Origin of the sequence: Thiothrix subterranea (assembly GCF_016772315.1) — a bacterium.
Classification (GTDB): Bacteria; Pseudomonadota; Gammaproteobacteria; order Thiotrichales; family Thiotrichaceae; genus Thiothrix; species Thiothrix subterranea.
This window is the reverse complement of the sequence record NZ_CP053482.1, coordinates 3,050,382-3,075,754: the sequence shown is the minus strand read 5'-3', so window position 1 is coordinate 3,075,754 and position 25,373 is coordinate 3,050,382. Positions and strand designations below refer to the sequence as shown.

Annotated in this window: 21 protein-coding genes; 10 read left to right on the top strand and 11 right to left on the bottom strand. The window is 49.8% G+C overall.

Annotation, left to right across the window (positions count from 1 at the left end):
• Positions 1-98 precede the first annotated feature (98 nt).
• From cls to gcvA, 4 genes are read right to left on the bottom strand one after another with little or no spacing between them, the layout of a single operon-like run.
• Positions 99-1,538 (bottom strand): cardiolipin synthase, encoded by a 1,440-nt coding sequence (gene cls / locus HMY34_RS15205; RefSeq protein WP_228287880.1) that lies wholly within the window; start codon positions 1,536-1,538, stop codon positions 99-101.
• 15 nt (positions 1,539-1,553) lie between these two features.
• Positions 1,554-1,997 (bottom strand): molybdenum cofactor biosynthesis protein MoaE, encoded by a 444-nt coding sequence (locus HMY34_RS15200; protein WP_202716293.1) that lies wholly within the window; start codon positions 1,995-1,997, stop codon positions 1,554-1,556.
• A gap of 2 nt (positions 1,998-1,999) precedes the next feature.
• Positions 2,000-2,233: a MoaD/ThiS family protein gene (locus HMY34_RS15195; RefSeq protein WP_202716292.1), complete on the bottom strand. Its 234-nt coding sequence runs from the start codon at positions 2,231-2,233 to the stop codon at positions 2,000-2,002.
• Complete coding sequence (gcvA, locus tag HMY34_RS15190) at positions 2,223-3,197, bottom strand: transcriptional regulator GcvA (protein ID WP_202716291.1); 975 nt, start codon at positions 3,195-3,197, stop codon at positions 2,223-2,225. The genes HMY34_RS15195 and gcvA overlap by 11 nt, the downstream gene beginning before the upstream one ends.
• Positions 3,198-3,294: 97 nt before the next feature.
• Here gcvA and trpE point away from each other — a divergent pair, with 97 nt between their 5' ends.
• Genes trpE through HMY34_RS15175 form a run of 3 tightly spaced genes read left to right on the top strand, consistent with a single transcriptional unit; the run spans position 3,295 to position 5,802 of the window.
• Positions 3,295-4,776 carry an anthranilate synthase component I gene (gene trpE, locus HMY34_RS15185; protein WP_202716290.1) on the top strand — a complete coding sequence of 494 codons (1,482 nt, stop codon included), beginning with the start codon at positions 3,295-3,297 and terminating at the stop codon, positions 4,774-4,776.
• A gap of 11 nt (positions 4,777-4,787) precedes the next feature.
• The gene (locus HMY34_RS15180; protein WP_202716289.1) at positions 4,788-5,372 is read left to right on the top strand and encodes an anthranilate synthase component II; all 585 of its coding nucleotides are present in this window, start codon (positions 4,788-4,790) and stop codon (positions 5,370-5,372) included.
• A complete protein-coding gene (locus tag HMY34_RS15175; RefSeq protein WP_228287879.1) occupies positions 5,362-5,802 on the top strand; it encodes an RDD family protein in 441 nt (146 codons plus the stop codon). Before HMY34_RS15180 ends, HMY34_RS15175 begins: the two co-directional genes overlap by 11 nt.
• Here HMY34_RS15175 and HMY34_RS15170 read toward each other — a convergent pair whose 3' ends face one another.
• On the bottom strand, positions 5,803-6,348 hold the full coding sequence (locus HMY34_RS15170) for an NUDIX hydrolase (protein WP_202716288.1): 546 nt from the start codon (positions 6,346-6,348) through the stop codon (positions 5,803-5,805). It lies immediately after the preceding gene.
• A gap of 60 nt (positions 6,349-6,408) precedes the next feature.
• On the opposite strand from HMY34_RS15170, the gene der reads away from it, so the two are divergent.
• Positions 6,409-7,827 carry a ribosome biogenesis GTPase Der gene (gene der, locus HMY34_RS15165; RefSeq protein ID WP_202716287.1) on the top strand — a complete coding sequence of 473 codons (1,419 nt, stop codon included), beginning with the start codon at positions 6,409-6,411 and terminating at the stop codon, positions 7,825-7,827.
• A gap of 48 nt (positions 7,828-7,875) precedes the next feature.
• On the opposite strand, the gene HMY34_RS15160 is transcribed toward der, so the two are convergent.
• Positions 7,876-8,613: a TSUP family transporter gene (locus HMY34_RS15160; protein WP_202716286.1), complete on the bottom strand. Its 738-nt coding sequence runs from the start codon at positions 8,611-8,613 to the stop codon at positions 7,876-7,878.
• Positions 8,614-8,796: 183 nt separating this feature from the next.
• Here HMY34_RS15160 and HMY34_RS15155 point away from each other — a divergent pair, with 183 nt between their 5' ends.
• Entirely contained in the window at positions 8,797-9,570 is a 774-nt protein-coding gene (locus tag HMY34_RS15155; protein WP_202716285.1) for a hypothetical protein, read from the top strand.
• A 73-nt stretch (positions 9,571-9,643) separates the two neighbouring features.
• Here HMY34_RS15155 and HMY34_RS20630 read toward each other — a convergent pair whose 3' ends face one another.
• The gene (locus HMY34_RS20630; protein ID WP_202719213.1) at positions 9,644-11,191 is read right to left on the bottom strand and encodes a PD-(D/E)XK nuclease domain-containing ATP-binding protein; all 1,548 of its coding nucleotides are present in this window, start codon (positions 11,189-11,191) and stop codon (positions 9,644-9,646) included.
• A 214-nt stretch (positions 11,192-11,405) separates the two neighbouring features.
• Here HMY34_RS20630 and HMY34_RS15145 point away from each other — a divergent pair, with 214 nt between their 5' ends.
• Both HMY34_RS15145 and HMY34_RS15140 read left to right on the top strand, forming a co-directional pair.
• The gene (locus tag HMY34_RS15145) at positions 11,406-12,617 is read left to right on the top strand and encodes an efflux RND transporter periplasmic adaptor subunit (RefSeq protein ID WP_202716284.1); all 1,212 of its coding nucleotides are present in this window, start codon (positions 11,406-11,408) and stop codon (positions 12,615-12,617) included.
• Positions 12,614-15,784: an efflux RND transporter permease subunit gene (locus tag HMY34_RS15140; RefSeq protein ID WP_202716283.1), complete on the top strand. Its 3,171-nt coding sequence runs from the start codon at positions 12,614-12,616 to the stop codon at positions 15,782-15,784. The genes HMY34_RS15145 and HMY34_RS15140 overlap by 4 nt, the downstream gene beginning before the upstream one ends.
• Here the strand turns inward: HMY34_RS15140 and HMY34_RS15135 are convergent.
• The 3 genes from HMY34_RS15135 to HMY34_RS15125 form a co-directional block, all read right to left on the bottom strand.
• Positions 15,742-16,347 (bottom strand): HAD family hydrolase, encoded by a 606-nt coding sequence (locus HMY34_RS15135; RefSeq protein ID WP_202716282.1) that lies wholly within the window; start codon positions 16,345-16,347, stop codon positions 15,742-15,744. The two genes, HMY34_RS15140 and HMY34_RS15135, sit on opposite strands and share 43 nt — an antisense overlap.
• 32 nt (positions 16,348-16,379) lie before the next feature.
• A complete protein-coding gene (locus HMY34_RS15130) occupies positions 16,380-17,525 on the bottom strand; it encodes an RNA-binding domain-containing protein (protein WP_202716281.1) in 1,146 nt (381 codons plus the stop codon).
• A gap of 109 nt (positions 17,526-17,634) precedes the next feature.
• Positions 17,635-20,682 carry an NACHT domain-containing protein gene (locus HMY34_RS15125; RefSeq protein WP_202716280.1) on the bottom strand — a complete coding sequence of 1,016 codons (3,048 nt, stop codon included), beginning with the start codon at positions 20,680-20,682 and terminating at the stop codon, positions 17,635-17,637.
• Between the two features lie 187 nt (positions 20,683-20,869).
• On the opposite strand from HMY34_RS15125, the gene HMY34_RS15120 reads away from it, so the two are divergent.
• The 3 genes from HMY34_RS15120 (at position 20,870) to HMY34_RS15110 (ending at position 23,347) form a co-directional block, all read left to right on the top strand.
• Positions 20,870-21,073: a hypothetical protein gene (locus HMY34_RS15120; RefSeq protein WP_202716279.1), complete on the top strand. Its 204-nt coding sequence runs from the start codon at positions 20,870-20,872 to the stop codon at positions 21,071-21,073.
• A gap of 69 nt (positions 21,074-21,142) precedes the next feature.
• Positions 21,143-22,204 (top strand): thioredoxin family protein, encoded by a 1,062-nt coding sequence (locus HMY34_RS15115; protein ID WP_202716278.1) that lies wholly within the window; start codon positions 21,143-21,145, stop codon positions 22,202-22,204.
• A gap of 189 nt (positions 22,205-22,393) precedes the next feature.
• Entirely contained in the window at positions 22,394-23,347 is a 954-nt protein-coding gene (locus HMY34_RS15110; RefSeq protein WP_202716277.1) for an IS110 family RNA-guided transposase, read from the top strand.
• Positions 23,348-23,374: 27 nt separating this feature from the next.
• Here HMY34_RS15110 and dsbD read toward each other — a convergent pair whose 3' ends face one another.
• Entirely contained in the window at positions 23,375-25,285 is a 1,911-nt protein-coding gene (gene dsbD / locus HMY34_RS15105) for a protein-disulfide reductase DsbD (protein ID WP_202716276.1), read from the bottom strand.
• Positions 25,286-25,373 lie beyond the last annotated feature (88 nt).

Genomic DNA, 25,373 nt, shown 5'->3' with positions numbered 1-25,373 from the left:
GATACTCCAGATCTGCGATTCTTGAACTCTAAAGGCGCGTGAGGATACCAGAAGCCCCCCCTGCAAGCAACCCAAGCACCTGTTTTTTTACACAAGGCTCATAACAATGGAGCCAGCAAACGCGCAATACTCTCTGCTAAACGCTGCCATTTGCCCAATTGACGGCGCTGGGCTTCAGTCACTTCCTGCGTATTCGCACAAGCGTTCAGAAAATCCTGCTCCAGCTTGCTGGCGATTTCGGCGCTGTAAAAAAAGATGTTGCCCTCGAAATTAAGGCGAAAACTGCGCTGATCCATATTCGCCGACCCCAGCGTCGCGAAGTTGCTGTCGATCATCACCGCTTTGGCATGAGGCATGGCACGGTACATTTCAAACACGCGCACGCCTGCTGCCAGCAAATCGTCTATAAAGGAACGCCCTGCATACAGTACCAGCGGATGATCCGATTTCCCCGGCAATAGCAAACGCACGTCCACGCCGCGCAACGCTGCCGTTTGCAAAGCCATCAGAATCGGGCGATCCGGTACGAAATACGGCGTTTCAATCCAAATGCGCGTATTCGCCAGATTCATCGCCGCGAATAACACGGTATGAATCGCCTGCCAACGCTCATCCGCAGGCCCGCTGGCAAGGAATTGCGCGTGAATCGTTCCGGCATCCGCAATCACCGGAAAGTACACCTCGCTCACCAAATCTTCGCCGGTTGCGTGATACCAATCCTGACAAAACACTTCCTGCAAGGTATACACCACCGGCCCCTGAATCCGTGCGTGCAAATCCTGCCAGGGCTCGCCCCTGCCCGCGTACACATCGCCGACATTCATCCCGCCGGTGAAAGCCAGCGTGCCATCAATAATGACGACTTTGCGGTGATTGCGATTGTTCAGATTAAGTTGACGGCTTAACACATTCACTTTCAGAAAACGTTCGACCTGCCCGCCTGCGGCTAACAGCGGCGCAAAAAATCGCGCATTCGCCTGACGCGAACCCACATCATCGACCAGCAAACGCACCGTGACCCCACGCTGTGCCGCTTGCACCAAGGCATTGCGCAAACGTTCGCCGGTGTAATCCGCCTCCCAGATATAGTAGACCAGATGAATATGCTGGGTAGCAGCGGCGAAAGCCTGTTCCAAGACCGCAAATAGCTGTTCACCCTCGCGCATAATGTCGACGGCATTGCCACCGACGGGGCCGATTTCGTCCAGCTTATTGACCAATTTCAGTAAGGACGGCGGAATCCCGCGAATATGTTGCTGACTATTCAAGCAAACTTGCACGTTTTGTAACGTATTCGCCAACTTTTCCTCGACCCGACGGCGTTTGCGACGGCGCAAATGCAAGCGCGTCGTGCCAAACACCCAAAAACTTAGCAGCCCAATAAAAGGCACAAAGACAATCGCCAACACCCACGCCAGTGTCGCCCCCGACTCACGGCGTTGCTGCACCACTGTCGGTAACAAAGTAGCGACAATAATAACGTCCAACAATAATAAGCCGGTATTGAACCAGCTTGCCAGATAAGCCGTCACGCGCATTCACTCCACGTGACATTAACCGAGCGTATTGCGATCAACCCAACGTACCGTGCCATTGCTCAACGTTTCACGCTTCCAGAACGGCGCAGTATGTTTGAGCGTTTCCATCAAATGGCGGCAGGCTTCAAACGCAGCGGCGCGATGTGCTGACCACACGGCTACCAAGACAATCGGTTGCGCGGGCAAAATCTCGCCCACACGGTGCACCACCAACGCCGCATCCAGCGACCAGCGTTGCGAAGATTCTGCCACCAACGTTGCCAATTGACGTTCGGTCATGCCGGGATAATGCTCCAAATACATGCCAATCACGTCATCGCCTTCGTTGAAATCGCGCATCGTGCCGACGAATACAGCCGTTGCACCGGAACGCGCATTTTCCGGCAACTGTTGCGCTTGCCAATCGGCGAGGTATTGCCAAGGATCAAACGGCATTTCGCGCACGTCAACGTGTTGCATAATCAACCTCCGGTGACGGGTGGAAAAAATGCCACTTCATCGCCCGGTTGCACCAGGCTGTTAGCATCCACATACGTTTGATTGACCGACCTTAATACATTATCCGGCAAATGGGTTTCACCGCTGCTGCGCTGCCAGACTTCTTGCAAGGTCAACGGCGTATCGGTTTCCAGCAGCCGTTGGCTTTGCCCGATGCGTTCGCGCAGGCTGGCAAAAAACAGTACCTTAATGGGCATTCAAACCTTCCTTTATTGGATGTTGATGGGCTTCTTCCAGTAACCATTCCACAAACACATCGCAAGCACGTTGATTTAAGGGCGCGGATTGCGGGCGAAACACGTAGTAAGCGTGCTCCAATGGCATCGGCAAATCAAAGGGGATACACAACCTGCCCGCATCAATATCAGCTTGCGCCAACGGCTTGATGCTTAATAGCACGCCTTGCGCATCAACCGCCGCATCCAACGCCAGTGACACATGGTTAAAATGCAGCCCCCGATTCGCATTAATGCCTTCCACACCCTGTAATTTTAGCCATTTTGACCAACTGGGGTGTCCCACATAATTTGTATCATCATGTAACAAGGTATGAAACACCAAATCCGCAGGTGTGTGCAAGGGGTGCGGATGTTGCGCATTCAACAACGCCGGGCTGCAAACCGGCACGGCAGACACTGCAAACAACTTGATTACACTGTCACCGGGGTATTGCCCTGCACCGAAGCCGATGACCACATCCACTTGATTTTGGCGAAAAAAAGTATCCATCGCACGATTATCTTGCTGAAGATCCGCATCCACCAGCCCCACATTGCTATTGATTTGCATATCAATCTCCGGGTGTTGCCGGGAAAAACGCGGCAGGCGTGGAATCAACCATTTGGACGCAAACGAGGGGGCTGCGCATACCGTAATGTGTTCGCGGTGGGTTTCATTGCGCATCAAATGCACTGCATCCGCCAGACAATCAAACGCTTGGCGCAACTTGGGCAAGGCTGCCTCCGCGCCTTTGCTGAGCACAATTGAACGATTTTTACGTTCCAACAACGCAAAGCCAAGGTAATCCTCCAGAAATTTAATCTGGTGACTAATCGCGGCGCGAGTCACATGAAGTTCTGCCGCCGCTTTGGTAAAACTCAAGTGGCGGGCAACGGCTTCAAAAGCTCGCAAAGCATTCAGGGGGGGCAGTTGTTGTGACATGGGGCAATTATGCCTGAATCAACACGTATCTCGCAGTGATACTTTAAACAATAACTGTGCTAGACTTTTTCCCCTTATTTAACCTGAAATGCCCACCATGAATCAGGATACTTTCGATACCTATATTGCCCAAGGCTACAACCGCGTTCCTGTCCGCCGTACCATTCTGGCTGACCTTGATACCCCGTTAAGTGCCTACCTCAAACTCGCGGATGCGCCCTATTCCTACCTGTTCGAGTCCGTACAAGGTGGGGAAAAATGGGGACGTTATTCCATGCTTGGCTTACCTGCGCAAACCATCATCAAGGTGTTTGGCTTGCAGGTGGAAGTGCATCGTGCGCACCAACCTGTGGAAACCGTTGACGTAGCTGATCCGCTGGCATGGATTACTGAATTTCAGCAGCAATACAATGTGCCAGACATCGAAGACTTGCCGCGCTTCAACGGCGGGCTGGTTGGTTATTTCGGCTACGAAACCATCCGCTACATCGAGAAAAAGTTGGTGCATGGGCGTGAAAAACCCGACCCGATTGGTACGCCCGACATCGTACTGATGGTGTCGGATGAAGTCGTGGTATTCGACAATTTGCGCGGTGAATTGCACCTAATCGTCCTAGCGGAAGCGGGTGGATACAAGCAATCCCAGCAACGCCTCGACGCACTCGAACGCCAGTTGCAAGAAGCCCGCCGCCTCTATCAACCTGCCCCCAAAGCGACACAGGTAGAAGAAAGCGACTTCATTTCCGGCTTCACCGAAGACGGTTTCAAGCAAGCGGTGCTGGATGCCAAGGAATACATCAAAGCAGGCGACATTATGCAAGTGGTGCTATCGCAGCGCATGAGCATTCCGTTTGCCGCGCCGCCGCTGGATTTGTACCGTGCCTTGCGCCGCCTCAACCCGTCGCCTTATATGTACTTCCTGAATCTGGGCGATTTCCACATCGTCGGATCCTCGCCGGAAATTTTGGTGCGCCTTGAAGATGACGTGCTTACCGTGCGCCCGATTGCCGGAACGCGCCGCCGTGGTGACACCGAACAGCGCGATCAGGAACTCGAAACCGAACTGCTCAACGACCCGAAAGAACTCGCCGAACACCTGATGCTGATCGACCTTGGGCGCAACGATGCCGGGCGTGTCAGCGAAATCGGCTCGGTCAAACTCACCGACAAAATGATCGTGGAACGCTATTCGCACGTCATGCACATCGTCTCCAACGTCACCGGCAAACTGCTGCCGGGGCTGGATGCGATAGATGTATTACGTGCCACTTTCCCCGCTGGCACAGTCAGCGGTGCGCCAAAAATCCGCGCAATGGAAATCATCGACGAACTCGAACCCGTCAAACGCGGCGTGTATTCGGGTGCGGTCGGTTATCTGGCGTGGAACGGCAATATGGATACCGCCATTGCCATCCGCACCGCCGTGATCAAGGATGACGTGCTGCACATCCAAGCAGGCGCTGGCATCGTTTACGACTCCGTGCCGCAGTCGGAATGGGATGAGACAATGAACAAAGGGCGGGCGGTGTTCCGTGCGGCTAGTGCTGCGTTGTCTGGCTTGAACGGCAAACATAAGTAAGGGGATAAATTATGAAACTGCTCATGGTCGACAATTACGACAGTTTTACCTACAACCTCGTGCAGTACTTCGGCGAACTCGGTGCGGATGTGCAGGTAGTGCGCAACGACGAAATCCCCGTCGAAGCGATTGACGACATCGCCCCCGACAAGATCGTGCTATCGCCGGGGCCTTGCACCCCGACAGAAGCGGGCATTTCCATTCCTACCCTGCTGCGTTTTGCGGGCAAAATCCCGATTTTGGGCGTATGCCTTGGGCATCAATCCATCGGGCAAGCCTTCGGCGGCAAGATCATCCGCGCCAAAGAAATCATGCACGGCAAGACTTCGCAGGTGCACCACAAAGGTGTCGGCGTATTCACCGGCTTGCCCAGCCCGTTTGAAGCGACGCGCTACCATTCACTGGTGATCGAACAAGAGAGCATCCCCGACTGCCTAGAAATTACCGCGTGGACAGAAACGGCGGATGGCAAGCTGGATGAGATCATGGGCGTGCGCCACAAAACGCTGCCGGTGGAAGGCGTGCAATTCCACCCCGAATCCATTCTCACCCAATACGGGCATGACATGTTGCGGAATTTCTTGGATGGCAAATAAAGATATTATGACGGCTGAACCCGCTACCCTCCTGCGTCGCCTCGGCGCAATCATTTACGACACCGTACTCGCAGGTTTCAGTGTGGTGATTATCGCCGCCATTCCCGCTTACGCTTTCACTGCATTAACCGGCGCAAAAATACAGGAAGCCATCATGTTGTTAGTATACGCTGCCATGACCTACGGCTTTTTCGGTTGGTTCTGGACGCATGGTGGGCAAACACTGGGAATGCGAGCATGGAAATTGCGCGTTGTTACCCCCGATGGACAAGCGATCAATTGGCAGCAAGCCCGTTCCCGTTGCCTGTGGGCATTGCTCAGTTGGGCAACGCTGGGGGCAGGATTTTTGATTTCCTTGTTCGACCCCGAACGCCTGACGTGGCATGACCGTTTTTCTCACACGCGCTTGGTACGCATCCACAAAAAATAATCACGCCGCAGGCTTAGGTATCACAAACCCCAAATTGTGTACCGAAAACGCCCCCAGTTTGCGGTCACTGAAAAAACATTCCAAGGTCTTGCGCACCGACGGAAACGCCAATTCATTCCACGGGATTTCATGCTCGTGGAACAAGCGCGTTTCCAGACTTTCCACCCCCGGTGAGAAGTCGTCTGACACCAATTCGCAGCGGTACAACATGTACACCTGATTAATGTGCGGAATGCTAATCACCGTATACAACCGCAAATCCCGCAAGCTGGCATTCGCCTCTTCACGTGCCTCACGTGCCGCTGCCTGATCAGTGGTTTCGCCGTTCTCCATGAAGCCCGCAGGCAATGTCCACAAGCCGTAACGCGGCGCAATCGCCCGCCGACACAACAACACCTGTTCGCCCCACACCGGCAACGCCCCCGCCACAATTTTCGGGTTTTGATAATGAATCACCCCGCAGGCATCGCACACAAAACGCAGGCGATCATCGTGTTCAGGGATTTTTAAACTCACGGTTGCGCCGCAATCGCTGCAATAATTCATGTTTTCTCCCAAAATAATGCTATCCTAGCCTGCTTCATTTTCTGCTGTACTGTTTATACCATGAAACCCGTCCTCGCACTGATTGGCCGCCCTAATGTAGGCAAATCCACCTTATTCAACCGCCTGACCCGTTCGCGTGACGCGCTCGTTGCCGATTTCCCCGGCTTGACCCGTGACCGCAAATACGGCACTGGCGAACTCAATGGACGCAGCTACATGCTGATTGACACTGGCGGCTTGAGCGGTGAAGAAGTCGGCATCGACGAACACATGGCGAAACAAACCCGCGCCGCGATGCAGGAATCCGATGCCATCCTCTTCATCGTCGATGGCAAGCAAGGGCTGACTGCCGCCGACCAACAGATTGCACAAGACATCCGCGTCATGGGCAAACCGGTCTACCTGCTGGTCAATAAAATCGACGGGGTGGATGCGGATCAAGCCTCCTCCGAATTTTATTCGCTCGGCTTTACCGAAGTCTTCCAGATTGCAGCGGTGCAAGGGCGCGGCGTGACCGTGCTGATGACGGCGGTACTCGACAGCCTCGGCGCGGATTTCGATGCCGAAGAAGAAGAGGAAGACGACGGCAGCATCCGCATCGCCTTTGTGGGTCGCCCGAACGTGGGCAAATCGACCCTGATCAACCGCATTATGGGCGAAGAGCGCGTGATTGCGTTCGACCAACCGGGCACGACCCGCGACAGTATTTTCATCCCGTTTGAACGCGATGGGCAAGCCTACACCCTGATCGACACCGCTGGGGTACGCCGCCGCAGCCGCGTGGATGAAACCATTGAAAAATTCAGCATTATCAAAACGCTGGATGCGATTCAACGTTGCCACGTCGTCATTATGCTGGTGGACGCGCACGACAGCATCACCGACCAAGATGCGCACTTGCTGGGGCTGATTTTGGACGCGGGCAAAGCCTTGGTGCTGGCGGTCAACAAATGGGATGGCATGGAATCCGACGACCGCGAGTGGATCAAGCAACAGCTTGAAATCAAACTGCCGTTCCTCGATTTCGCCGAAAAGTATTTCATCTCCGCGCTGCACGGCTCTAACGTTGGCTTGCTGTATACGGCAGTGAAACGCGCTTACGATTCCGCCATGCTCAAAGTGCCCACGCCACGCTTGACGCGCATTCTGGAAATGGCCGTACAACAACATCAGCCACCGCTGACCCGTGGTCAACGCATCAAATTGCGCTATGCTCATCAAGGCGGCAGCAACCCGTTCCGCGTCATTATTCACGGCAACCGTACCGATTACGTGCCGGATATGTATACGCGCTACCTGACCAACTATTTCCACAAAACCCTGAAATTAGTCGGCAGTCAGGTGCGGATTGAATACAAAGGCGGCGAAAACCCGTATGAAGGCAAGCGCAATACGCTGACCCCGCGTCAGGAACACACCAAGAAACGGCAGGCGGCGCGGATTCATAAGATTAAGAAAAGCGAGAAGAAAAAGAGGTAAGACCCCCTTCCCCAGCCCTTCCCCCGCAAGGGGGGCAGGGAGTAAGAGTTAGTCGAGTAGCAGTTTCAGTGAGACTAACAGTGATACGGTGACTAGGACAGGGCGGATCAGGCGCGTACCGTGCTTGACCGCCATGTGCGAACCGATGTAACTGCCGATCATTTGCCCTACCCCCATTACTAAACCTGCCAGCCAGACGATATGCCCTGAGAGCGCGAAGAACAGCAGCGATGCAATATTGCTGGTGAAATTCAGCAGCTTGGTATTACCCGTCGCTTTCGGTAAACCAAAACCCAGCAATGCTACGTAGCCCATTGTGAAAAATGTACCCGCGCCGGGACCAAAAAAGCCGTCGTAGAAACCTGCGCCAATACCGACCGTCATCGCAAACGTTTTGGGCGAAATCACTTGGTGTTTATCCGCATCGCTGATTTTCGGTGAGAATAAGAAATACAGCGCGAACAAAATCAGCAATACCGGAATGGCTTTTTCCAACAGGCTGGAGTCGATTTGTTGCACTAGCAAGGTGCCGCAGACTGAACCGAGGAAGGTGAGCGCGATAGCCAGTTTTTGCCCTTTGACATCGACCAAGCCGTGGCGGGTATAGTTGAACGCGGCAGTGGATGAACCGAAACTGGCTTGCAATTTGTTGGTTGCCAGCGTTTCCAATGGGGGGAAACCTGCCCACAGCAAGGCGGGGATGCAGATCAAACCACCACCGCCGCCGATGGAATCCACCCAACCGGCAATAATGGCGATGACGAACAGGGCTAACAGTAATTCCATGAAAATTTTGCCTATTTTTTGCTAATTCAGATTCTATAAAGTTTATTGATCAGTTACACTCTGTGTAGGAATTATAGCAGGTTGTTCATGGGGTGGGTCGGTGCAAATCAGGGCGGTAGCGTTACTGTCATTGAGCGATGCATACTTTAGCAATTAGCTTTTTTCAACTAAAAAGGTTAAAAAATGGAAGAAAAAGCTTTTGTAATCATTTCATTTAACAAGAAATTTAAAAATGTATATGACCAAGCCATAAAACCAGCAATTGAAGCCAATCATTTAATATCTCAAAAAGCTGATGGACAAGATACAGCAATACGAGAAATATATAGAGATATTGCCAAAAAACTAGTCAATTCTAAAATAATTATTGTCGATATTTCAAAAGTCAAAGATAATAATGAAGAATTAATAGATCTAAGCAACGTTTATTTTGAACTAGGCTTGGCAACAGCTATAAATAAACGATGCCTTTTCATAACAAGAGACCCCAGCCACATCCCATTTGATTTAAAAAATAGATCAGTTATTACTTATAATGAAGATGACCTTGAAGCATTAAAAGAAAAACTAACAAGTGAAATCGAAAAAGGATTAAAAGAAACCCCAATAGATTTTTTTGAGGGTTTTGACATATTTAATCAACAAAAAACTAACACTGAAAAATCACAACAAAGTAAAGATAGTGAAAAAATCAAAAAAACATCAAATGAATCGTGTGAATCTGGTATACTAGACTATTTATACAATATCTTTGTCTGTGTTGGTGAAGATTTTAAGCCATACAAAGAAGATAAAGTTTCTGAACTACAATTATTCAGACTATCGAGCCTAGGTTTTTTAGAAATCAAAAGAAAAGATTCAAGTACAGGCCCCATTAATTATGTTAGTCTTACAGAAGATGGATTGTCTTATATCGAAATCAATAAAAGCTTAATAAATTACAGCAATGCCAAATAAAATGCATAACGAGCATATCGACGACAGAAGCGGTGACAGCCCACCTCTTCGTCCAATTTGATATTAACACCAATCACTCCACTTCCACCTCAAACCCCACAATATTCCGATCCACCCGACAAAAATCCACCCCAATCAAATAGATCGGCTGATTCAGATAGCGGTATTTATCCGCATACCGCCGTTCTTTCAACTGCTGCATCGCCTCACCTTTCGGTGTCAACTCGACCACCTTAAACTCAAAAATATACACCCGCCCATTAAATTTCAGCGTCATATCCGTCCGCCCGTGATTCGTCGCATCCTCGACAATCACATCCAACCCCAACGCGGCGAAATACGAATAAAACACGCTGGCATAATAACCTTCATAGTGTTGAATATCGTTATTGGTATACCAGTGATAAGGAATGCTGGCAAAGAAACTGTGAAACAGCGTCTTTAACCCTTGCAAATCATTCGCTTCTAACAAGGTATACAATTGCAAACCCTGCTCCACCTGCGCACTTTGGTCTTGCACCAGCATACTCAACAGGCTTTCATTCAAACTTTGGTATACTTCCTTATTAGGATACCCCAAGCGATACAAGGTTTGGCTACCAATACGTTTGACTTCGTGAATGGTTAAATAACCACTCTGAAACAATAACGCTTCAATGGCAATGTGCCCAATATCAAAACTCGACAACATCGCACTGTTACTGAGCATATTCGTCAATTTAATCGAAGTCACTTGACGTTTAAACAACGTCTCCACCAAAAACGTTGGCGTACCGCTTTCAAACCAGTAATTTTTAAACTCACGGCTTTTGAACAACTGTAGAATATCAAAGGGGTTATAAACGCCCTCACCCAGCCAATTATAACCATTATACCACTCACGAATAGCCTGCCTATCTAACCCCTCCAACTCTGGCGCAAACACGCTATCAATATCCTGATCAGTATAACCACAGATGGCTGAAAACTCAGGCACCAAGGTAATATCATACAAGTTATTTAATCCAGAAAACAAACTCACCTTAGAAAACTTACTCACGCCAGTCAAAAAGCTGAATTTAATGTATGCGTCGTAGTCTTTAATAATCCCATAAAACCCCCGCAGAAAATCGCGATTGATTTTGGCAATCTCAGGATAATCCAACGCATCCAAAATCGGTTTGTCGTATTCATCAATCAGAATCACCACAGGCAAAGCGGTTTGCTGCTGCACTTGCACAATCAAATCGGCAAAACGTCCGCCCATGTCATCAAATTGCCGTGAGATGCCGAAATGTTGCTCCAAATGGCGTAGTTGGGTGTTGAGCGTATTGGGCAAACCTTGCGTATCGGTGAATTTTCCACTGCCAAAACTAAACCGCAACACCGGGTAGTGAATGCTCCAATCCCATTGATGCTGTGCGGCTAACCCCTGAAACAACGCTTCATTACCTTCAAACAACTCTTTTAGCGTATCCAAGAATAGACTTTTGCCAAAACGACGCGGACGCGACAGGAAATAGTGCTTACCGCCGTTAATCAGTTGCAGCGCCAAGGCAGTTTTGTCCACGTAATAGTGATTTTTTTCGCGAATTTCACGGAAAGTCTGAATGCCAATGGGGAGTTTTTTGCGTGCAGTCATGGCGGTTGGCTTGCTATTGTCGGAAGGTGTCAGCATACCACACGTCCGCATGGTGGCTGTGGATTCCAAGCGCACAATTGCTAGGGAATAAACACTTTTTCCATCCTTGTATGGCAGTATGCGTACCATGTAGCGTTGCCGCTAAACTTCCACACTGCTTGCACAATCTGGGCGTAGAATCCGCTCTCATTGGGACAAAGGACAACCTGAACGCATGAAAAAAATTATCCTCCCCCTGCTGGTCATTGCTATTGGTGTCGGCTTGGGCAAATTTCTGATTGCCACCGGCCCCGAAGCCGAAAAACAGCCGCAGGAAATCCGCCCCACCGTGGTCGAAGCGCAAGCCCTAGCATTGCAAGATTACCGCGTCAACGTCAGCGCCTCCGGCATTGTCAAAGCGCAAACCCAAACCAATCTGGTCGCGGAAGTATCCGGCAAAGTGTTGGAGATTTCCCCCAACTTTCAGGATGGCGGCTATTTTGATAAAGGCGCACCCCTGCTGAAATTGGATGCCGACAACTACGCCAACGCCATCACCATTGCCGCTGGCGATTTAGCGCAAAAGCAGCTTGCCCTCGAAGAGCAGCAAGCCCAAGCGCAACTGGCGCAACGCGATTGGAATTTGCTGGATAGCAGCAAAAACCGCCCGCAAAGCGACCTTGCCGCCCGCCGCCCACACATTGCCGCCGCACAAGCCGCGATTGCTGCCGCCGAAGCCAAACTCCAGCAAGAAAAACTCAACCTCAGCCGCACCCGCATTACCGCCCCTTACAGCGGACGTGTGCAAGAAAAGCGCGTTGAAGTCGGGCAATACGTCACCCCCGGCACGGTGTTAGGCGTGATCTACGCCACCGATGCGGTGGAAGTGCACTTACCGCTCTCGCTGGCGCAATACGACTTGTTAGGAATGCCCGAAGCCTTCCGCGACAAAGCCGCCGACCCTGCCGCAATGCCCGTCGTCGAGTTCCGCCCCAGCAATGGCAACCGCAGCGATGTCTGGCAAGGGCAAGTGGTACGCAGCAGCGCCGCACTCGACGAAAAAAGCCGTCAAATCAGCGTGATTGCACAAATCGACCAGCCGTTTATTGCGCGGGAAGGCGTGTCTGCGCCGTTACGCATCGGGCAATTCCTCAATGCCAAGATTGCAGGCAAACTGTTCAACAACGTTTATATTGTCCCCAGTGCGGCAGTACGCCAAGGCAAAGAAATCCTGCTGCTACGCGATGGTAAAGTCGCCGTACAACCCATTAACGTGGTGTGGAATGCTGAAAAAGAAGTCGTATTTCAGACCGATACCGACCTCAACGGGCAGCGCGTGATTACCACGCCCCTACCGCTGGCAACCGAGGGTCAAGCCGTGCAAGTGGCGGGCGAAAAGAAGCCACAAAGTAAGCCAGCAGACCCACCACAGGAGGCTAAACCATGATCGCTTGGTTCGTCCGCAATCCCGTTGCTGCCAATATCCTCATGGTGTTGATCATGGTGCTGGGGACGTATTCCGCCCTCAAACGCATTCCACTGGAAGTATTCCCCGAATTTGAGCTGGATATTGTCAACATCACCGTCGCCTACCCTGGTGCAACGCCACGCGAAGTCGAAGACGGCATTATCACCCGCGTCGAAGAAGCGATTGCCGACCTGCAAGGCATTACCGAAATCCTCAGTGATGCTTCAGAAGGCTCGGCACAACTGCGCGTCGAAATCGACAAACAGCATGACGTGACCGAGCTGGTCAACCAGATCAAAACCCGTGTGGATGGCATCACCAATCGCTTACCCGCCGATGCCGAACGCCCCGTGGTCGAACAGCTTACGCGCCGCCGCGAAGTCATTAGCGTGATACTCGGCAGCAATGTGCTGTCGGAAACCGAATTGCGCCTGCAAGCCGAAGCCGTGCGCGATGAAATGCTGCGCCTGCCCGGTATTACCCAAGCCGATTTGGGTGGAGTGCGCCCGTTTGAAATCAGCATCAGCGTGCCGCAAGCCACCTTGCGCCAATATGGGATTACCCTCGACACCATTGCGCAAGCGATCCGCAATGCGTCGCGGGACATCCCTGGCGGCACGGTCAAAACCAGTGGCGGCGATATTCTGGTGCGCAGTTTGGGACAAGCCTACAAACAAGCCGAGTTTGCCAATATCACCGTCATTAGCGGCACGGATGGTTCACGCATTCGCCTTGGTGATATTGCCAATATCAACGATGGCTTTAACGAAGACGAACTCTATTCCGAATACGATGGGCAAAAAGCGGCGTTTATCAACGTCTACCGTATTGGCGACCAGAACGCGATTACCTTAGCCAACACCATCAAAGATTACATTGCCGAACGCCGCGACAGTCTGCCCGCCGGAACGACATTGGATTATTGGCGCGACAACTCCAAAACCATTAAAGCGCGTTTATCCACCCTCACCTCCAGCGCTATCCAGAGCGCGATTTTGGTGTTTATTGTGCTGACGCTGTTTCTGCGGGTGGATTTGGCGTTTTGGATTATGTTGGGAATTCCGATCAGTTTCCTCGGCGCATTGTGGCTGATGCCGGAACTCGGTGTGACCCTGAATCTGGTCAGCATGTTCGCCTTTATTCTGGTGTTGGGGATCGTGGTCGATGATGCCATTGTGACGGGGGAAAATATTTACTCGCACGTCAAACGCCACGATGACCCACTGCGGGCGGCAGTGGAAGGCACACAGGAAATCAGCATTCCCGTCACGTTTGGGGTCATGACAACGGTGGCTGCTTTCACGCCGTTGTTAATGATGGCGGGGGATCGGGGGCCGATTTTCGCGCAAATCCCGCTGATCGTGATTCCGGTGCTGCTGTTCTCGCTGATCGAATCCAAGCTGATTCTGCCCGTGCATTTACGCCATATGCACCCGCGTCGTGACGATGAAATCGGCGCATTCACCCGGTTTCAGCGCAAGTTTTCGCACGGGCTGGAAACGTTTATCGAGCGTGTTTACCGCCCTTCACTCAACGCAGCACTCAACTGGCGTTATCTGGTAATCAGCGTATTTATTGCGCTATTTATCCTGAGCCTGACCTTGCCAATGAGTGGGCGCATGAAATTCACGTTTTTCCCGCGTGTACAAGGCGAGTTTGCCACCGGCACACTGCAAATGCAGGAAGGTACCCCCATTGAAGTGACCACCCGCAACGTTGAACGCATGGCAAACGCCGCCCAGCAATTGCAGGAAAAGTACATTGAACCCACCACTGGCGCGAGCATTATCCAGCATATTCTGGTCACGGTAGGCGCAACGGGTTCATCCGGCAGGCGCGGCGAAAGCACAGGCAAATCACACCTTGCCACTGTTACCTTTGAAATCACCGCACCGGAAGAACGTACCCTAGACATCAGCAGCACCGCCTTAACCAACGAATGGCGCAAACTGATCGGGCCCATTCCGGGCGCACAGGAAGTCAGTTTCCGTGCCGAAGTCGCCCAAGGTGGCAGCCCGTTAGCGGTGCAATTGCGCGGCAATAACTTCGAGGACATGGCGAAAGTTGCCGACAAAATCAAAGCAAAAATGGCGGAATACGACGGCGTATTCGACATTAAAAACAGCTTTGAAGGCGGTAAACAGGAGGTGCAATTGCGCATCCGCCCCGAAGCCGAACAACTGGGTTTAACCCTTGGCACGGTGGGTACGCAAGTGCGCCATGCCATTTTTGGTGCTGAAGCACAGCGTATCCAACGCGACCAGTCCGAAGTCAAAGTCATGGTGCGCTACCCCAAAGAGGAACGTTATTCACTCTCCGATTTGCAAAATTTACTGATTCGTAGCGCGGATGGCGCGGAAATTCCGCTAAGTGAAGTGGCAGACATCACCTTAGGGCAAGGTGCGCCGAAAATTTCGCGAGTCAACCGCCAGCGCGTGATCGACATTACCGCTGACGTGGACAAAGGGCGCATCAATATTCCCAAAGTGGTGGCTGACCTCAAAGCCTGGATGCCGGAAGCGCTCGCCGACTACCCCAGCGTCAGTTACGACATGGAAGGCGAGCAGAAAGAGCAGAAGGAGTCAATGGGCAGCTTGATGATGGGCTTGGGTTTTGCGCTGCTGGCGATTTATATTTTGCTGGCAATTCCGCTGCAATCGTACACGCAACCGCTGGTGGTGATGAGCGTCATTCCGTTTTCCATCATTGGCGCATTGGGCGGGCATTTGCTGATGGGCATGGATTTGAGCATTAGCAGCATGTTCGGTTTGCTGGCACTGTTTGGGGTGGCGGTGAATGACGCGCTGGTAATGGTGGATCGCATCAACCAAAAACTTAAAGAAGGTTTAGCCGTGGCGGATGCAGTGCGTGAAGCGGGGGTGGCACGTTTCCGCCCGATTTTGCTGACGTCGCTGACCACGTTTGCGGGGATGACACCGCTGATTTTGGACAAAACCACGCAAGCGCAATTCCTGATTCCGATGGCGGTCACGCTGGGGTTCGGGATTATGTTTGCGACATTTTTGGCGCTGTATTTAGTGCCAGCCTTGTATTTAATGGGGGGCGATGTGCGCGAATTGCCCGCTAAACTGTTCGGCAAGTCTCACAAAATCGCCAAAACATCCGCCAAGGATTCAATGGTGTAATCCGGCTCAAACGGGTGCGCGTCGGCTTCGCGCCGGTAATGGATGGTGGTCATGCCGAAACGCTTGGCCACCGCCAGATTTTCGCGGCGGTCGTCGATGAAGGCGATGTGCTCACCCCCTACCCCGCTGGCTGTTATCAGCACTTCGTAAATCGCGGGTTCGGGCTTTTGGCACTTGACCGCACCGCTGATAATGCGCGGCTCGAAGCGTTCGCTGAAGGCAAACCGCGCTTCCAACATCTCACCCCATTCCGCCCCCAAATTGGAGAGGATGCCGAGGCGGTAACGTTGTGACAGCGCGTAGGTCACTTCCGCTAAGTCCGCATCCAATTCAAAAAAGTTGAGGAATTGCTGGCGGATGGGTGATTCCAGCGTCAAGCCGATGCCTTCCCAAAATGCTGCTTCGCTAATCTGCCCGCCGGTGTAAGCATCGTAATACGGCTTGACGGCGGCTTTGGTCACGGTGGGTGATAACAACGGCAGCAAACCGTGGGTGACGAGGTGTCCGTCGGAAATCACGACACCGAATAGGTCGAAGGCGATGAGTTTGAGGGTGGGTTGCATGGGGTAACTCTCGATTATTGGTGACAACGGCGTTATAAAGGCAACACAACTCGCAGCTCTTCGCCGAGTTCGTAAACGTTGACTTCCTTGCCAATCTGCTGCATTTCGCGGTAAATCATCGGGAAACCGCGCCCTAAACGGTCGATGTAGCGCAGATTATCCATGAACTTTAGCAACACCGGATTGGAAGCGTAGGACACGCCAGAACGCAGTTTTGCCACCGTCACGGTATTCGGCAAACGCCCAGGGCTGATGCACTCGATGCGGTCATCAAACATGAAAATGCGGATGCGCGAGCCAGCAATCGCGTAATTGCGATGGACACAAGCATTCACCACCATTTCGCGCAACACCTTATCGGGCGGCAGTTGGCGGGTATCTTTGCGCTTCATGCCTTCGATGGTGGAAGGGCGCAACAGGTTATTTTTCATCACGGCGACGGCAGCATCCACTTGCTGGGGCAATGTGCCAATGATTTCTTGGCGGTCGATCAACTCAGCCGCGATTTCCAAACCGTTAAAGTGGGCAAACATAATCGCCGCTTGTGGCAAATAGCGTGACGGATTGATGCCGAACATTAGCAAACCGCCAATGGTGGGTTCACCGGAGGGCGCAAGAATATCGGTGTTGATCAATAACTGACGGCGGGCAATATCCGCTTCCTTGGAAAACTCGAAGCCGTAGTTGGCAAAATAGCTATCGAGTGCTGCCATATTGAGGTCGTTGATACCGGCGTTGGCGACTGGCAGGGTGTCGTAATGGAACACGCCGGACATTTGAAACAAGCGCATCAATTCAGACTGGGTAGCGACTCGATTGGTTGAGCCGACCCGCATCAAGTATTTATCGCCCGTTTGGTAAGGCTTGTCGCTGCCTTTGGGAACACCGACTACCGCAACCCGCGTTGCATTGATCGCGACGGTTCCGTAAGTCACGGTCAACGCTGGAATCACGGCAGTGCGGGCGATATTCATCACCCACTCTTCGAGTTGCTCTGAACCGTCGATGCCAAGCACTGTGCCATCATCCGCCACACCGAGCAGGATTGTACCACCCGCGCTGTTAGCGAATGCCACCATTTCACGGGCTAAGGCTTCAGGGCGAAGCGGCAATGCCTTGAATTCGACGGCGGCGTTTTCGCCTTGTTGGATCAGGGTTTGGAGTTCTTGGGGAGTCATAGCTGTGCTCTGGTTGTAGGAGGAGCTACGATCACTCCTCCAAAAGTCGATGTTTCACTGTCTGGTAGTTTAGGCGATTTTCCTGCAATACCAATAAATTGGCTGTTTTTTACCTATCCAGTCCCAACCATTTTTCTTCCAACCTTGCCAAGCGAATGTGAACATCATCCGTGTGGTAAGAACTTAATATGCTAGGATCAGGCCATTCCCCTGAAACATTTTTTACATGCAACTCAAGATATTCAACAATTCGCTTTTTCGTTCTTATTATTTTTGTATTTTTCATACAAAAATAAATATTCTCTCTACTTTTCAGCATTCCATAATCTATTTTCTTTATTTCATTGTAGTAAATAAACTCACTTTTAAAAACTTTAAAAACCATCAGAATCGACCTAAAAAACATATAAACTACCGCCAAAAAAAGCATAGCGGAAATAAACAATTCATACTTTGAAATCAATTCCATATTATTTAGAATAAAAATTAAAGCCAAAAATACAATTCCAAACCAAATAAACTGTCTTATATTGAGTGTATTCCCATAGTATCGAAATATCGCCATCAATACTATCATTAAAAATAAGAAAACAGAAAAATGCAAGTCTTTATCTTTAATTGTTAACAACATACTAAGTTTAGACTTTTCTTGAAGTTTAACTTCACTTGAGGAAAAACCAGAAATAATTTCTTTAATAAATCCAATGTCATTTATTTTGTAGCATTTTTCAGTTTCACAAATATTGCTTTTGGTCACGATAGGAAAAACATAAGGCGTATTAATTTTAACAGAAAGAAATAACAGCAAAAACAAAAAAGACAAGAAAGAAATCTCATACAACATTTTCTTCTCGCGAAAACTAGAGAAGATTATACGTAACAAAAAAACAATAACCATGAACATGGCTGACAACAAAAATGCTCCGATCACTATGAATGGAGAAAAAAACAAAAAAACCACTAAAAAAAACAACAGCGAATAAATAACAAATAAACTATATCTTATGCGATTTTTTATTCCTTTAAATGCTTCAGATAGAGAAAAGGTAAATAGCAATGAATGTCTAGTTAGAAAAATGTCATAAAGTGTCAGTTTAGACAAGTAGTCTTTAATTTTTTTGTTAAGATTTGGAGTGATTTCTGGTAAATTTCGGCAAGCATTAATTGAAGACTCTTCTAGTATTGGATTATTAATTGAAAGAGCGTCTATAACACATTCATCAATATGATCCGTACTTAATAGAGAAACTGTTTCAAGAGCAATTTTCACTGAAATAACATTATTTTCTGGACGAATAGCATCATATATATATTGTGCAAGTTCATCATTAAATCCTTGTATGCACTCTAGTCTGCCTTTAAAGGCATCACGTAGGAAACGCATACTGTGTATTACTCTTATATCTTGTGGATTTTTAATAGAATCAATAACGTTCCAACAAAAATTGGCAATAACAGTTGCTTTCTCAACACTAGCAACCTCACAATATAGAACTAGTGCATCACGCCATTGTGAATCTGTTGGAATAGCATATAAATCAATAGCTTGATCTTCTTTTATAATTTTTTGAACAGAGAAGTATTCAACAAAACGACGATGAGAAAAACTAAAAAAATTATCATCGCCAGAACCAAGCCGACCAAGACGGGCAAACTTCAATATATCAATAACATCTTCAACAGGAATGTTAGGTAATTTATTTATCAACTGACTAACCGGCGCTTCCAATCCATATTCTTTAAACATGGTACTGGCAATTTCAATAGTGTAATTAATCAAACTCTCTTTATTAAGATTTTTCTTCTCCATACGCATGGTGCAGTTATCGAGTGTTCGACTAAAGTAATCAGCATACATTTCCGATTGATTAGGTGGCAATTTATTTTCATTGTGTTCAATATATTCTGCTATCAAGACGGCTGAAAACGGATTTCTTGCTATTGGCACTAACTCTTGCCTATCCTTAAAAAGTGTCTTAATGATCTCCTTAGTAAATATTCCATAATTCTCAAAAGTCGAAATTATTTTTTGCTCAGTGAATGGTCGAATTTCCAGTGTCACCTCCGTCTGAAATTCGCGGGTTGGTTTTCTGAATAAGCGTGATGCAAGAATTCCTTGAGCCTCAGCTTGTCTTGCACCCTTGAGAAATTTGAAAATAACTTCAGACAACTGATGAATAAGTTCAGAGTTTTCTTTTTCATCCAAAACAGCCGGTATTTCATCAAACGAATCAAAAACAAAATACAGACGTCCGGTTTCATAGAGACGCTCAAAATATTTATCAAAGAACTTACTGGTAACAATGTCTCTGCTTTTAACATTATTGAAAACAAACTGATGAAGCTCTTCCAAAGTCGGCGGATTGTCTTCAGTCCATTTCCTTTCTACATGCCACTCTCTGAGATTAATATAAATGGGTATTTTTCCTGTTTTATCAACCTCTTCAGCCAAATCTTGGCACAATTTTCTGAGCGCAACACTTTTACCTGAACCGGGAGTGCCTAAAACGAGAAAAAGACGGTTCTTTGAACGTTTAATCGCTTTTAGCAAATCGGTAACTCTCCGTTCTTTACCATTAGGCGTATTTACTTCAACTTCAGCATCTAATGGTGTAAAAAGTCGCGCACTCCAGTTCGTTTTTTGATCAATTCCTCTTAAATCATCAGTCAATGCACCACAAACAGCCTTAAGCCTATCCTTGAATGAAGGCTCTGGAACATCTCTGTCAATAGGCGTGGGATGTACTCCCATCCCCGTTTGATCACGCCGGAAGTTGTTTACGATATAGATGACAACAGCAAGAAAGATAAAAACAGCAATTGCCATTGAATCAAGGCTTTGTGTTGCTACGTTGGGGTAATATTCTTTCAAAACTGGCTTGAGATATGTTTCAAGCAAAGCTGGCCAGCCCACGAATGCAGCAACAGCAGACCCAGCCACCCCAAGTGATACCAGTCTTACCGTAGTTTCACCGTATTTATCGGAATACCATATCGGTTTGGCAATGAACAAAATCAAGCCGATACCCGCACTGATCGCTAACGTTGCCTCGATTCCTTTGCCAAACAGGCTGATAAGTAGCCCACCAACAGACACTAAAAACACATACGCAAACAGTTTGTAGCGATCAGTAAAGCTTGAAAAGAAATTACCCATAAGTATCAAGTCCCGATAAAGTCATTATTTCTTCTGTCGAATTTAATCAGAAAATATTATGGGTTATTTTATCATCAATTTGGTTAAAAAACATTGAAACAAAACGACCAATTCATTATTAGTACACTTGCCTCTTCCAACCCTATGAACCACACTAACCAGAATAATTACACTATTGGAGCACCCCATGCTACGCCAACTCCCTACCCTAGTAGTGCGCCAAAACCTTGACGAACTAAACGAAGCCCAATACCAACGCATGACCCGCCAGATGCAGCAAGCCTTTCAAGATGTGCAGGAAACCGACCTCAGCGCGTTGCTGGATGAGGCAATTCAACACTCGCACAACACCAAACAATCACAACCAACCCTAGAAATATCCCCCTCATAAACAACCTGCTAAACTGCCTCCATAACCCAATAATATCACCGCATTACCGCTGTCTGAGGAGGCCATCCCATGAAGTACCTGTTACCCATCCCCCTCGCGCTGGCATTACTCGCCGGAGCAACCCACGCTGCCACGCCCGCTGGCACGCCCACCCAACTGGAAGCCGGTTTAGTCAACCCCGGCGCAATCGACAAACCCGCCTGGTTCAAAGAATCCTTCCTCGACCTGCGCGACGACATCAAAGAAGCGAATGCCGCGAATAAACGCACCGTGCTGTATTTCTACCAAGACGGCTGCCCGTATTGCACCAAGTTGATCCAAGAAAATTTCAGCAAAGAAGACATCACCGCCAAGACCCAAAAAAACTTTGACGTGATTGCCATCAATATGTGGGGCGACCGCAACGTAACCGACGTTGACGGCAAAGAAACTACCGAGAAAGCCTTCGCCGCTGAATTGAAAGTGCAATACACCCCCACCATGCTGTTCCTCGACGAAGCCGGAAAAGTGGTGCTGCGCGTCAACGGCTATTACGCCCCCGACAAATTTGCAATGGCACTGGATTTTGTCGCCGGTAAACACGAAAAAGACGGCAGTTTCAAAGACTACTTCGCCAAGCTCAAAGCCGATGGCAAAGTCGCTGCCACGACTGACAAAACTTACACCCTGCCCGCCGCACTGCCTGCGCCGTTACGCCTGCAAGACGCCCGCAAAGACAGCAAACGCCCGCTGATGGTGGTATTCGCGCAAACCGAATGCGACACTTGCGACGAACTCTACAATGACATTTTCAAACGCAAAGAACTCGCGTATTCCCTCAGCAATCTCGATCTCGCCCAAGCCAACCCCGACGATGACACCAAAATCCAAACCCCCGATGGCAAGGAAATGACCGTGGCAGAATGGGCAAAAGCGCTGGAAATCAAATACAGCCCCAGCCTGCTGTTCTTCGATACCGATGGCAAAGAAGTCTTCCGTACCGAAGCCTACTTCAAAGCGTTCCACCTGCACGGCGCAATGGATTACGTCACCTCTGGCGCGTATGACTGGATGCCCGAATTCCAACGCTACTTGCAACACCGCCGTGAAGCACTGGCTGCCCACGGCTTCCCGGCGGATTTGATGGAATAAAAGAACCCCTAGTATCTGTGCAATACCACCCCAAATGGACTAAACAAAGAGTTTTCAGGATGTGGCAGGCCGTAACCCCTCTGGGTGAACCCCGTTAGAGAGCTTGGGTCGCCACATCCAATTCTTGAAGAACCCGAACAGTTGCCAGGGAACACCCCGCATCATCGGCTAGGATGGGAGTACAGGAACATGGAGAAAACCCAAGAAACATTTATCGGCATTGATGTTTCCAAAGCGCATTTGGATGTGCATAGTTTGCCGTCCAGCGAAGCATGGCAAGCAGACAACACCCCCGCAGGTATTATAGCGTTGGTGGATAAGTTGTTACTTTGCAAACCTAGGCTGGTTGTCATGGAAGCGACGGGTGGCTTGGAAATACCCCTTGCTTGTGCCTTGATGGAAGCAGGTTTACCTGTGGCAGTGGTTAATCCCCGGCAAGCACGGGATTTTTCCAAAGCGATGGGGAAACTCGCTAAGACGGACAAAGTGGATGCACGGTTACTGGCCTTATTCGGGGAACGTATCCGCCCAGAAGTTCGTCCCTTGAAAGATGCCGAGCAGCAACTTTTTAGCCAATTGCTGGCACGCCGCCGTCAGTTGGTGGATATGCGGGTTGCTGAACAAAACCGTTGGTTCATGGCACAAGGTAACGTCCGTGGGAATATTGAACAGCACCTTGAATGGCTCAAGCAGCACATTGACGATGTGGACAAAGACCTAGGGCAATTCGTGCAGGCCAGCCCAGCATGGAAAGCGAAGGAAGACCTGCTGAAGAGTTTCAAAGGTGTGGGTCGTATTGCCAGCTTCACCTTGCTAGCCACGTTGCCGGAACTGGGGATGCTCGACCGAAAGGAAATCGCGGCTTTGGCGGGTCTTGCTCCCTTCAACCGTGACAGTGGCACGATGCGCGGAAAACGTGCTATCTGGGGTGGACGGGCTGAAGTAAGGAACCTGCTTTATATGGTCGCGTTAGTGGCATCAAGGAGTAACGAAACCATCAAGAGGTTTTATGAAAAGCTCGTTCAGGCTGGCAAACCCAAGAAGGTCGCACTCACTGCCTGCATGAGAAAAATCCTGACCATCCTGAATGCAATGGTCAGGGATAACCAACCTTGGAATCCACAAAGGGAACAACATGCTTGACACAACATCAAGACAGTTGCTCTCCCGCTACTGCAATGCCTTACTCAAATGCCCTGCAAACGTTTCTGCTGGCATAAACCCAACCTGCCGAAACGGGCGCAATTCCTCGCCATCCTTGTTAAAGAACAGGATGGCAGGCGGCCCCACAATCTGAAAATGCTTCAACAACGCCTTGGTTTCCGCATTCGTTTCCGTCACATCGGCTTTCACCAAAATTGCATTACGCAATAACGCCTGCACTGCCGGATCAGAAAACGTGTACTTTTCCATTTCCTTACAGGTCACGCACCAGTCAGCGTAAAAGTCCACCATGACCGGCTGACCTTTGCCATCTTTCACCGCCTGCTGCAAATCCGCCAAGGTCTTGACCGTGTTGAACTGCAAACTAGCGGTAGCAGCACCGCCGCCTGCCCCCGCCTGCCCCATGCTCAAACCACGCAAAGGCTGAAACAAATCGCCTTTCCCAGTGGCACTGCCGACCATCAGCAAACCGCCATAGATCAGCAGCAAAATCCCCCAACCCTTCCAAAATTTGCGCCAACCACTGGTATTTTCTGGCAAGTTGCTCAATGCACCCAAGAATATCGCCGAAATGATCAACAACGCCGCCCACAGCAACAGGCTCACGGATTCGGGCAAAATACGCTCCAGCATCCAAATCGCCACCGCCAACATCATCACCCCGAAGACCGCTTTAATTGCTTCCATCCACATGCCCGCACGCGGCAACCATTTTCCGGCGGATGTCCCCACCAGCAATAACGGAATCCCCATGCCAATACTCAGCGCAAACAATGCCATGCCGCCCAATACCGCATCACCCGTTTGCCCGATGTAAATCAGCGCCCCCGCCAGCGGTGCTGCCACACACGGCCCCACGATCAACGCCGACAATGCGCCCATAATGGCAACACCAATCAAGCTACCGCCTTCCTGCTTATTACTCAAATTATTCAAGCGGCTTTGAACACTGGAAGGCATTTGCAATTCATAAAAGCCAAACATCGACAATGCCAGCAGCACAAAAATAAGGCTAAACGTTCCCAACACCCACGGATTCTGGAACATCGCCTGCAAATTTTCCCCAAACAAACCCGCCAAGACACCGGCAACCGTGTAAGTCAGCGCCATCGCCAACACATAAACCAGTGACAGAATGAACGCTTTGCGCCCGGTCATGTTTTTCTGCCCCACAATAATGCCCGACAAAATCGGAATCATCGGGAATACACACGGGGTAAATGCCAGCAATAAACCAAACCCTAAAAAGCCCAACAAGGTCAGCAACACATTGCCACTGGCGAGGGTTTGCGCGATTTCATCTTGCTCAGACATTTGTGTCTCTGCGCCAGAATTAACAGCGGTAGTAGCCGAAGCCGTACTATCGGCTGCTTTCGCAACCGCTTCCGGTGGCGTGGTTTCAGCCCAGCTCACACGCGGTTGTTCCCCCGCAGCAGGCGCGGGCAAATCCACCTTGAACGCTTTGAGTTCCGGCGGGTAACACAATACGTCTTGCGCACAGCCTTGCCAGCCCAGCTCCACCACAAAACTGCCTGCTTTACCGGCTTCGGTGCGTTTCACGGGTAATTGGATGGCAGCGAGATCGTGCACGGCTTCGATTTTGCCGAAGAATTCGTCTTGTTTAACCTCACCGCTCGGCAACTCAGGCTCGCCCACTGTCACGCCTTGCGGATCAAAAATTTTGACCAGAAATTTATCTTTATAGAGGTAATGGTCAGGAGCAATCACCCATTGAATGGTTAATTTCTCACCCGCCAACGCCGGTTGCCCTAACGCGAATGCCTGTTCAGCCGTCAGACTTTCATCCCCAAAATCAAAGCTGGTATTAGCCGCCATTGCGAGTGGCAACGTGAATAACACCGCGAACACCACCAGAAAATAATTCAGATAACGCGACAATGCCGCTGGAATACCCATATTATTGTTTCCTCCTCATCGACTATTAACATAATGATTACAGTGTAATGGAATTACCGGTAAATTGTGAGAACACCGAAAAATTGAC

Bases quoted from the DNA above. Each gene is read 5' to 3' on its own strand.
- cls (WP_228287880.1), bottom strand. From the start codon at position 1,538: ATGCGCGTGACGGCTTATCTGGCAAGCTGGTTCAATACCGGCTTATTA.
- HMY34_RS15200 (WP_202716293.1), bottom strand. From the start codon at position 1,997: ATGCAACACGTTGACGTGCGCGAAATGCCGTTTGATCCTTGGCAATAC.
- HMY34_RS15195 (WP_202716292.1), bottom strand. From the start codon at position 2,233: ATGCCCATTAAGGTACTGTTTTTTGCCAGCCTGCGCGAACGCATCGGG.
- gcvA (WP_202716291.1), bottom strand. From the start codon at position 3,197: ATGTCACAACAACTGCCCCCCCTGAATGCTTTGCGAGCTTTTGAAGCC.
- trpE (WP_202716290.1), top strand. From the start codon at position 3,295: ATGAATCAGGATACTTTCGATACCTATATTGCCCAAGGCTACAACCGC.
- HMY34_RS15180 (WP_202716289.1), top strand. From the start codon at position 4,788: ATGAAACTGCTCATGGTCGACAATTACGACAGTTTTACCTACAACCTC.
- HMY34_RS15175 (WP_228287879.1), top strand. From the start codon at position 5,362: ATGGCAAATAAAGATATTATGACGGCTGAACCCGCTACCCTCCTGCGT.
- HMY34_RS15170 (WP_202716288.1), bottom strand. From the start codon at position 6,348: ATGAATTATTGCAGCGATTGCGGCGCAACCGTGAGTTTAAAAATCCCT.
- der (WP_202716287.1), top strand. From the start codon at position 6,409: ATGAAACCCGTCCTCGCACTGATTGGCCGCCCTAATGTAGGCAAATCC.
- HMY34_RS15160 (WP_202716286.1), bottom strand. From the start codon at position 8,613: ATGGAATTACTGTTAGCCCTGTTCGTCATCGCCATTATTGCCGGTTGG.
- HMY34_RS15155 (WP_202716285.1), top strand. From the start codon at position 8,797: ATGGAAGAAAAAGCTTTTGTAATCATTTCATTTAACAAGAAATTTAAA.
- HMY34_RS20630 (WP_202719213.1), bottom strand. From the start codon at position 11,191: ATGACTGCACGCAAAAAACTCCCCATTGGCATTCAGACTTTCCGTGAA.
- HMY34_RS15145 (WP_202716284.1), top strand. From the start codon at position 11,406: ATGAAAAAAATTATCCTCCCCCTGCTGGTCATTGCTATTGGTGTCGGC.
- HMY34_RS15140 (WP_202716283.1), top strand. From the start codon at position 12,614: ATGATCGCTTGGTTCGTCCGCAATCCCGTTGCTGCCAATATCCTCATG.
- HMY34_RS15135 (WP_202716282.1), bottom strand. From the start codon at position 16,347: ATGCAACCCACCCTCAAACTCATCGCCTTCGACCTATTCGGTGTCGTG.
- HMY34_RS15130 (WP_202716281.1), bottom strand. From the start codon at position 17,525: ATGACTCCCCAAGAACTCCAAACCCTGATCCAACAAGGCGAAAACGCC.
- HMY34_RS15125 (WP_202716280.1), bottom strand. From the start codon at position 20,682: ATGGGTAATTTCTTTTCAAGCTTTACTGATCGCTACAAACTGTTTGCG.
- HMY34_RS15120 (WP_202716279.1), top strand. From the start codon at position 20,870: ATGCTACGCCAACTCCCTACCCTAGTAGTGCGCCAAAACCTTGACGAA.
- HMY34_RS15115 (WP_202716278.1), top strand. From the start codon at position 21,143: ATGAAGTACCTGTTACCCATCCCCCTCGCGCTGGCATTACTCGCCGGA.
- HMY34_RS15110 (WP_202716277.1), top strand. From the start codon at position 22,394: ATGGAGAAAACCCAAGAAACATTTATCGGCATTGATGTTTCCAAAGCG.
- dsbD (WP_202716276.1), bottom strand. From the start codon at position 25,285: ATGGGTATTCCAGCGGCATTGTCGCGTTATCTGAATTATTTTCTGGTG.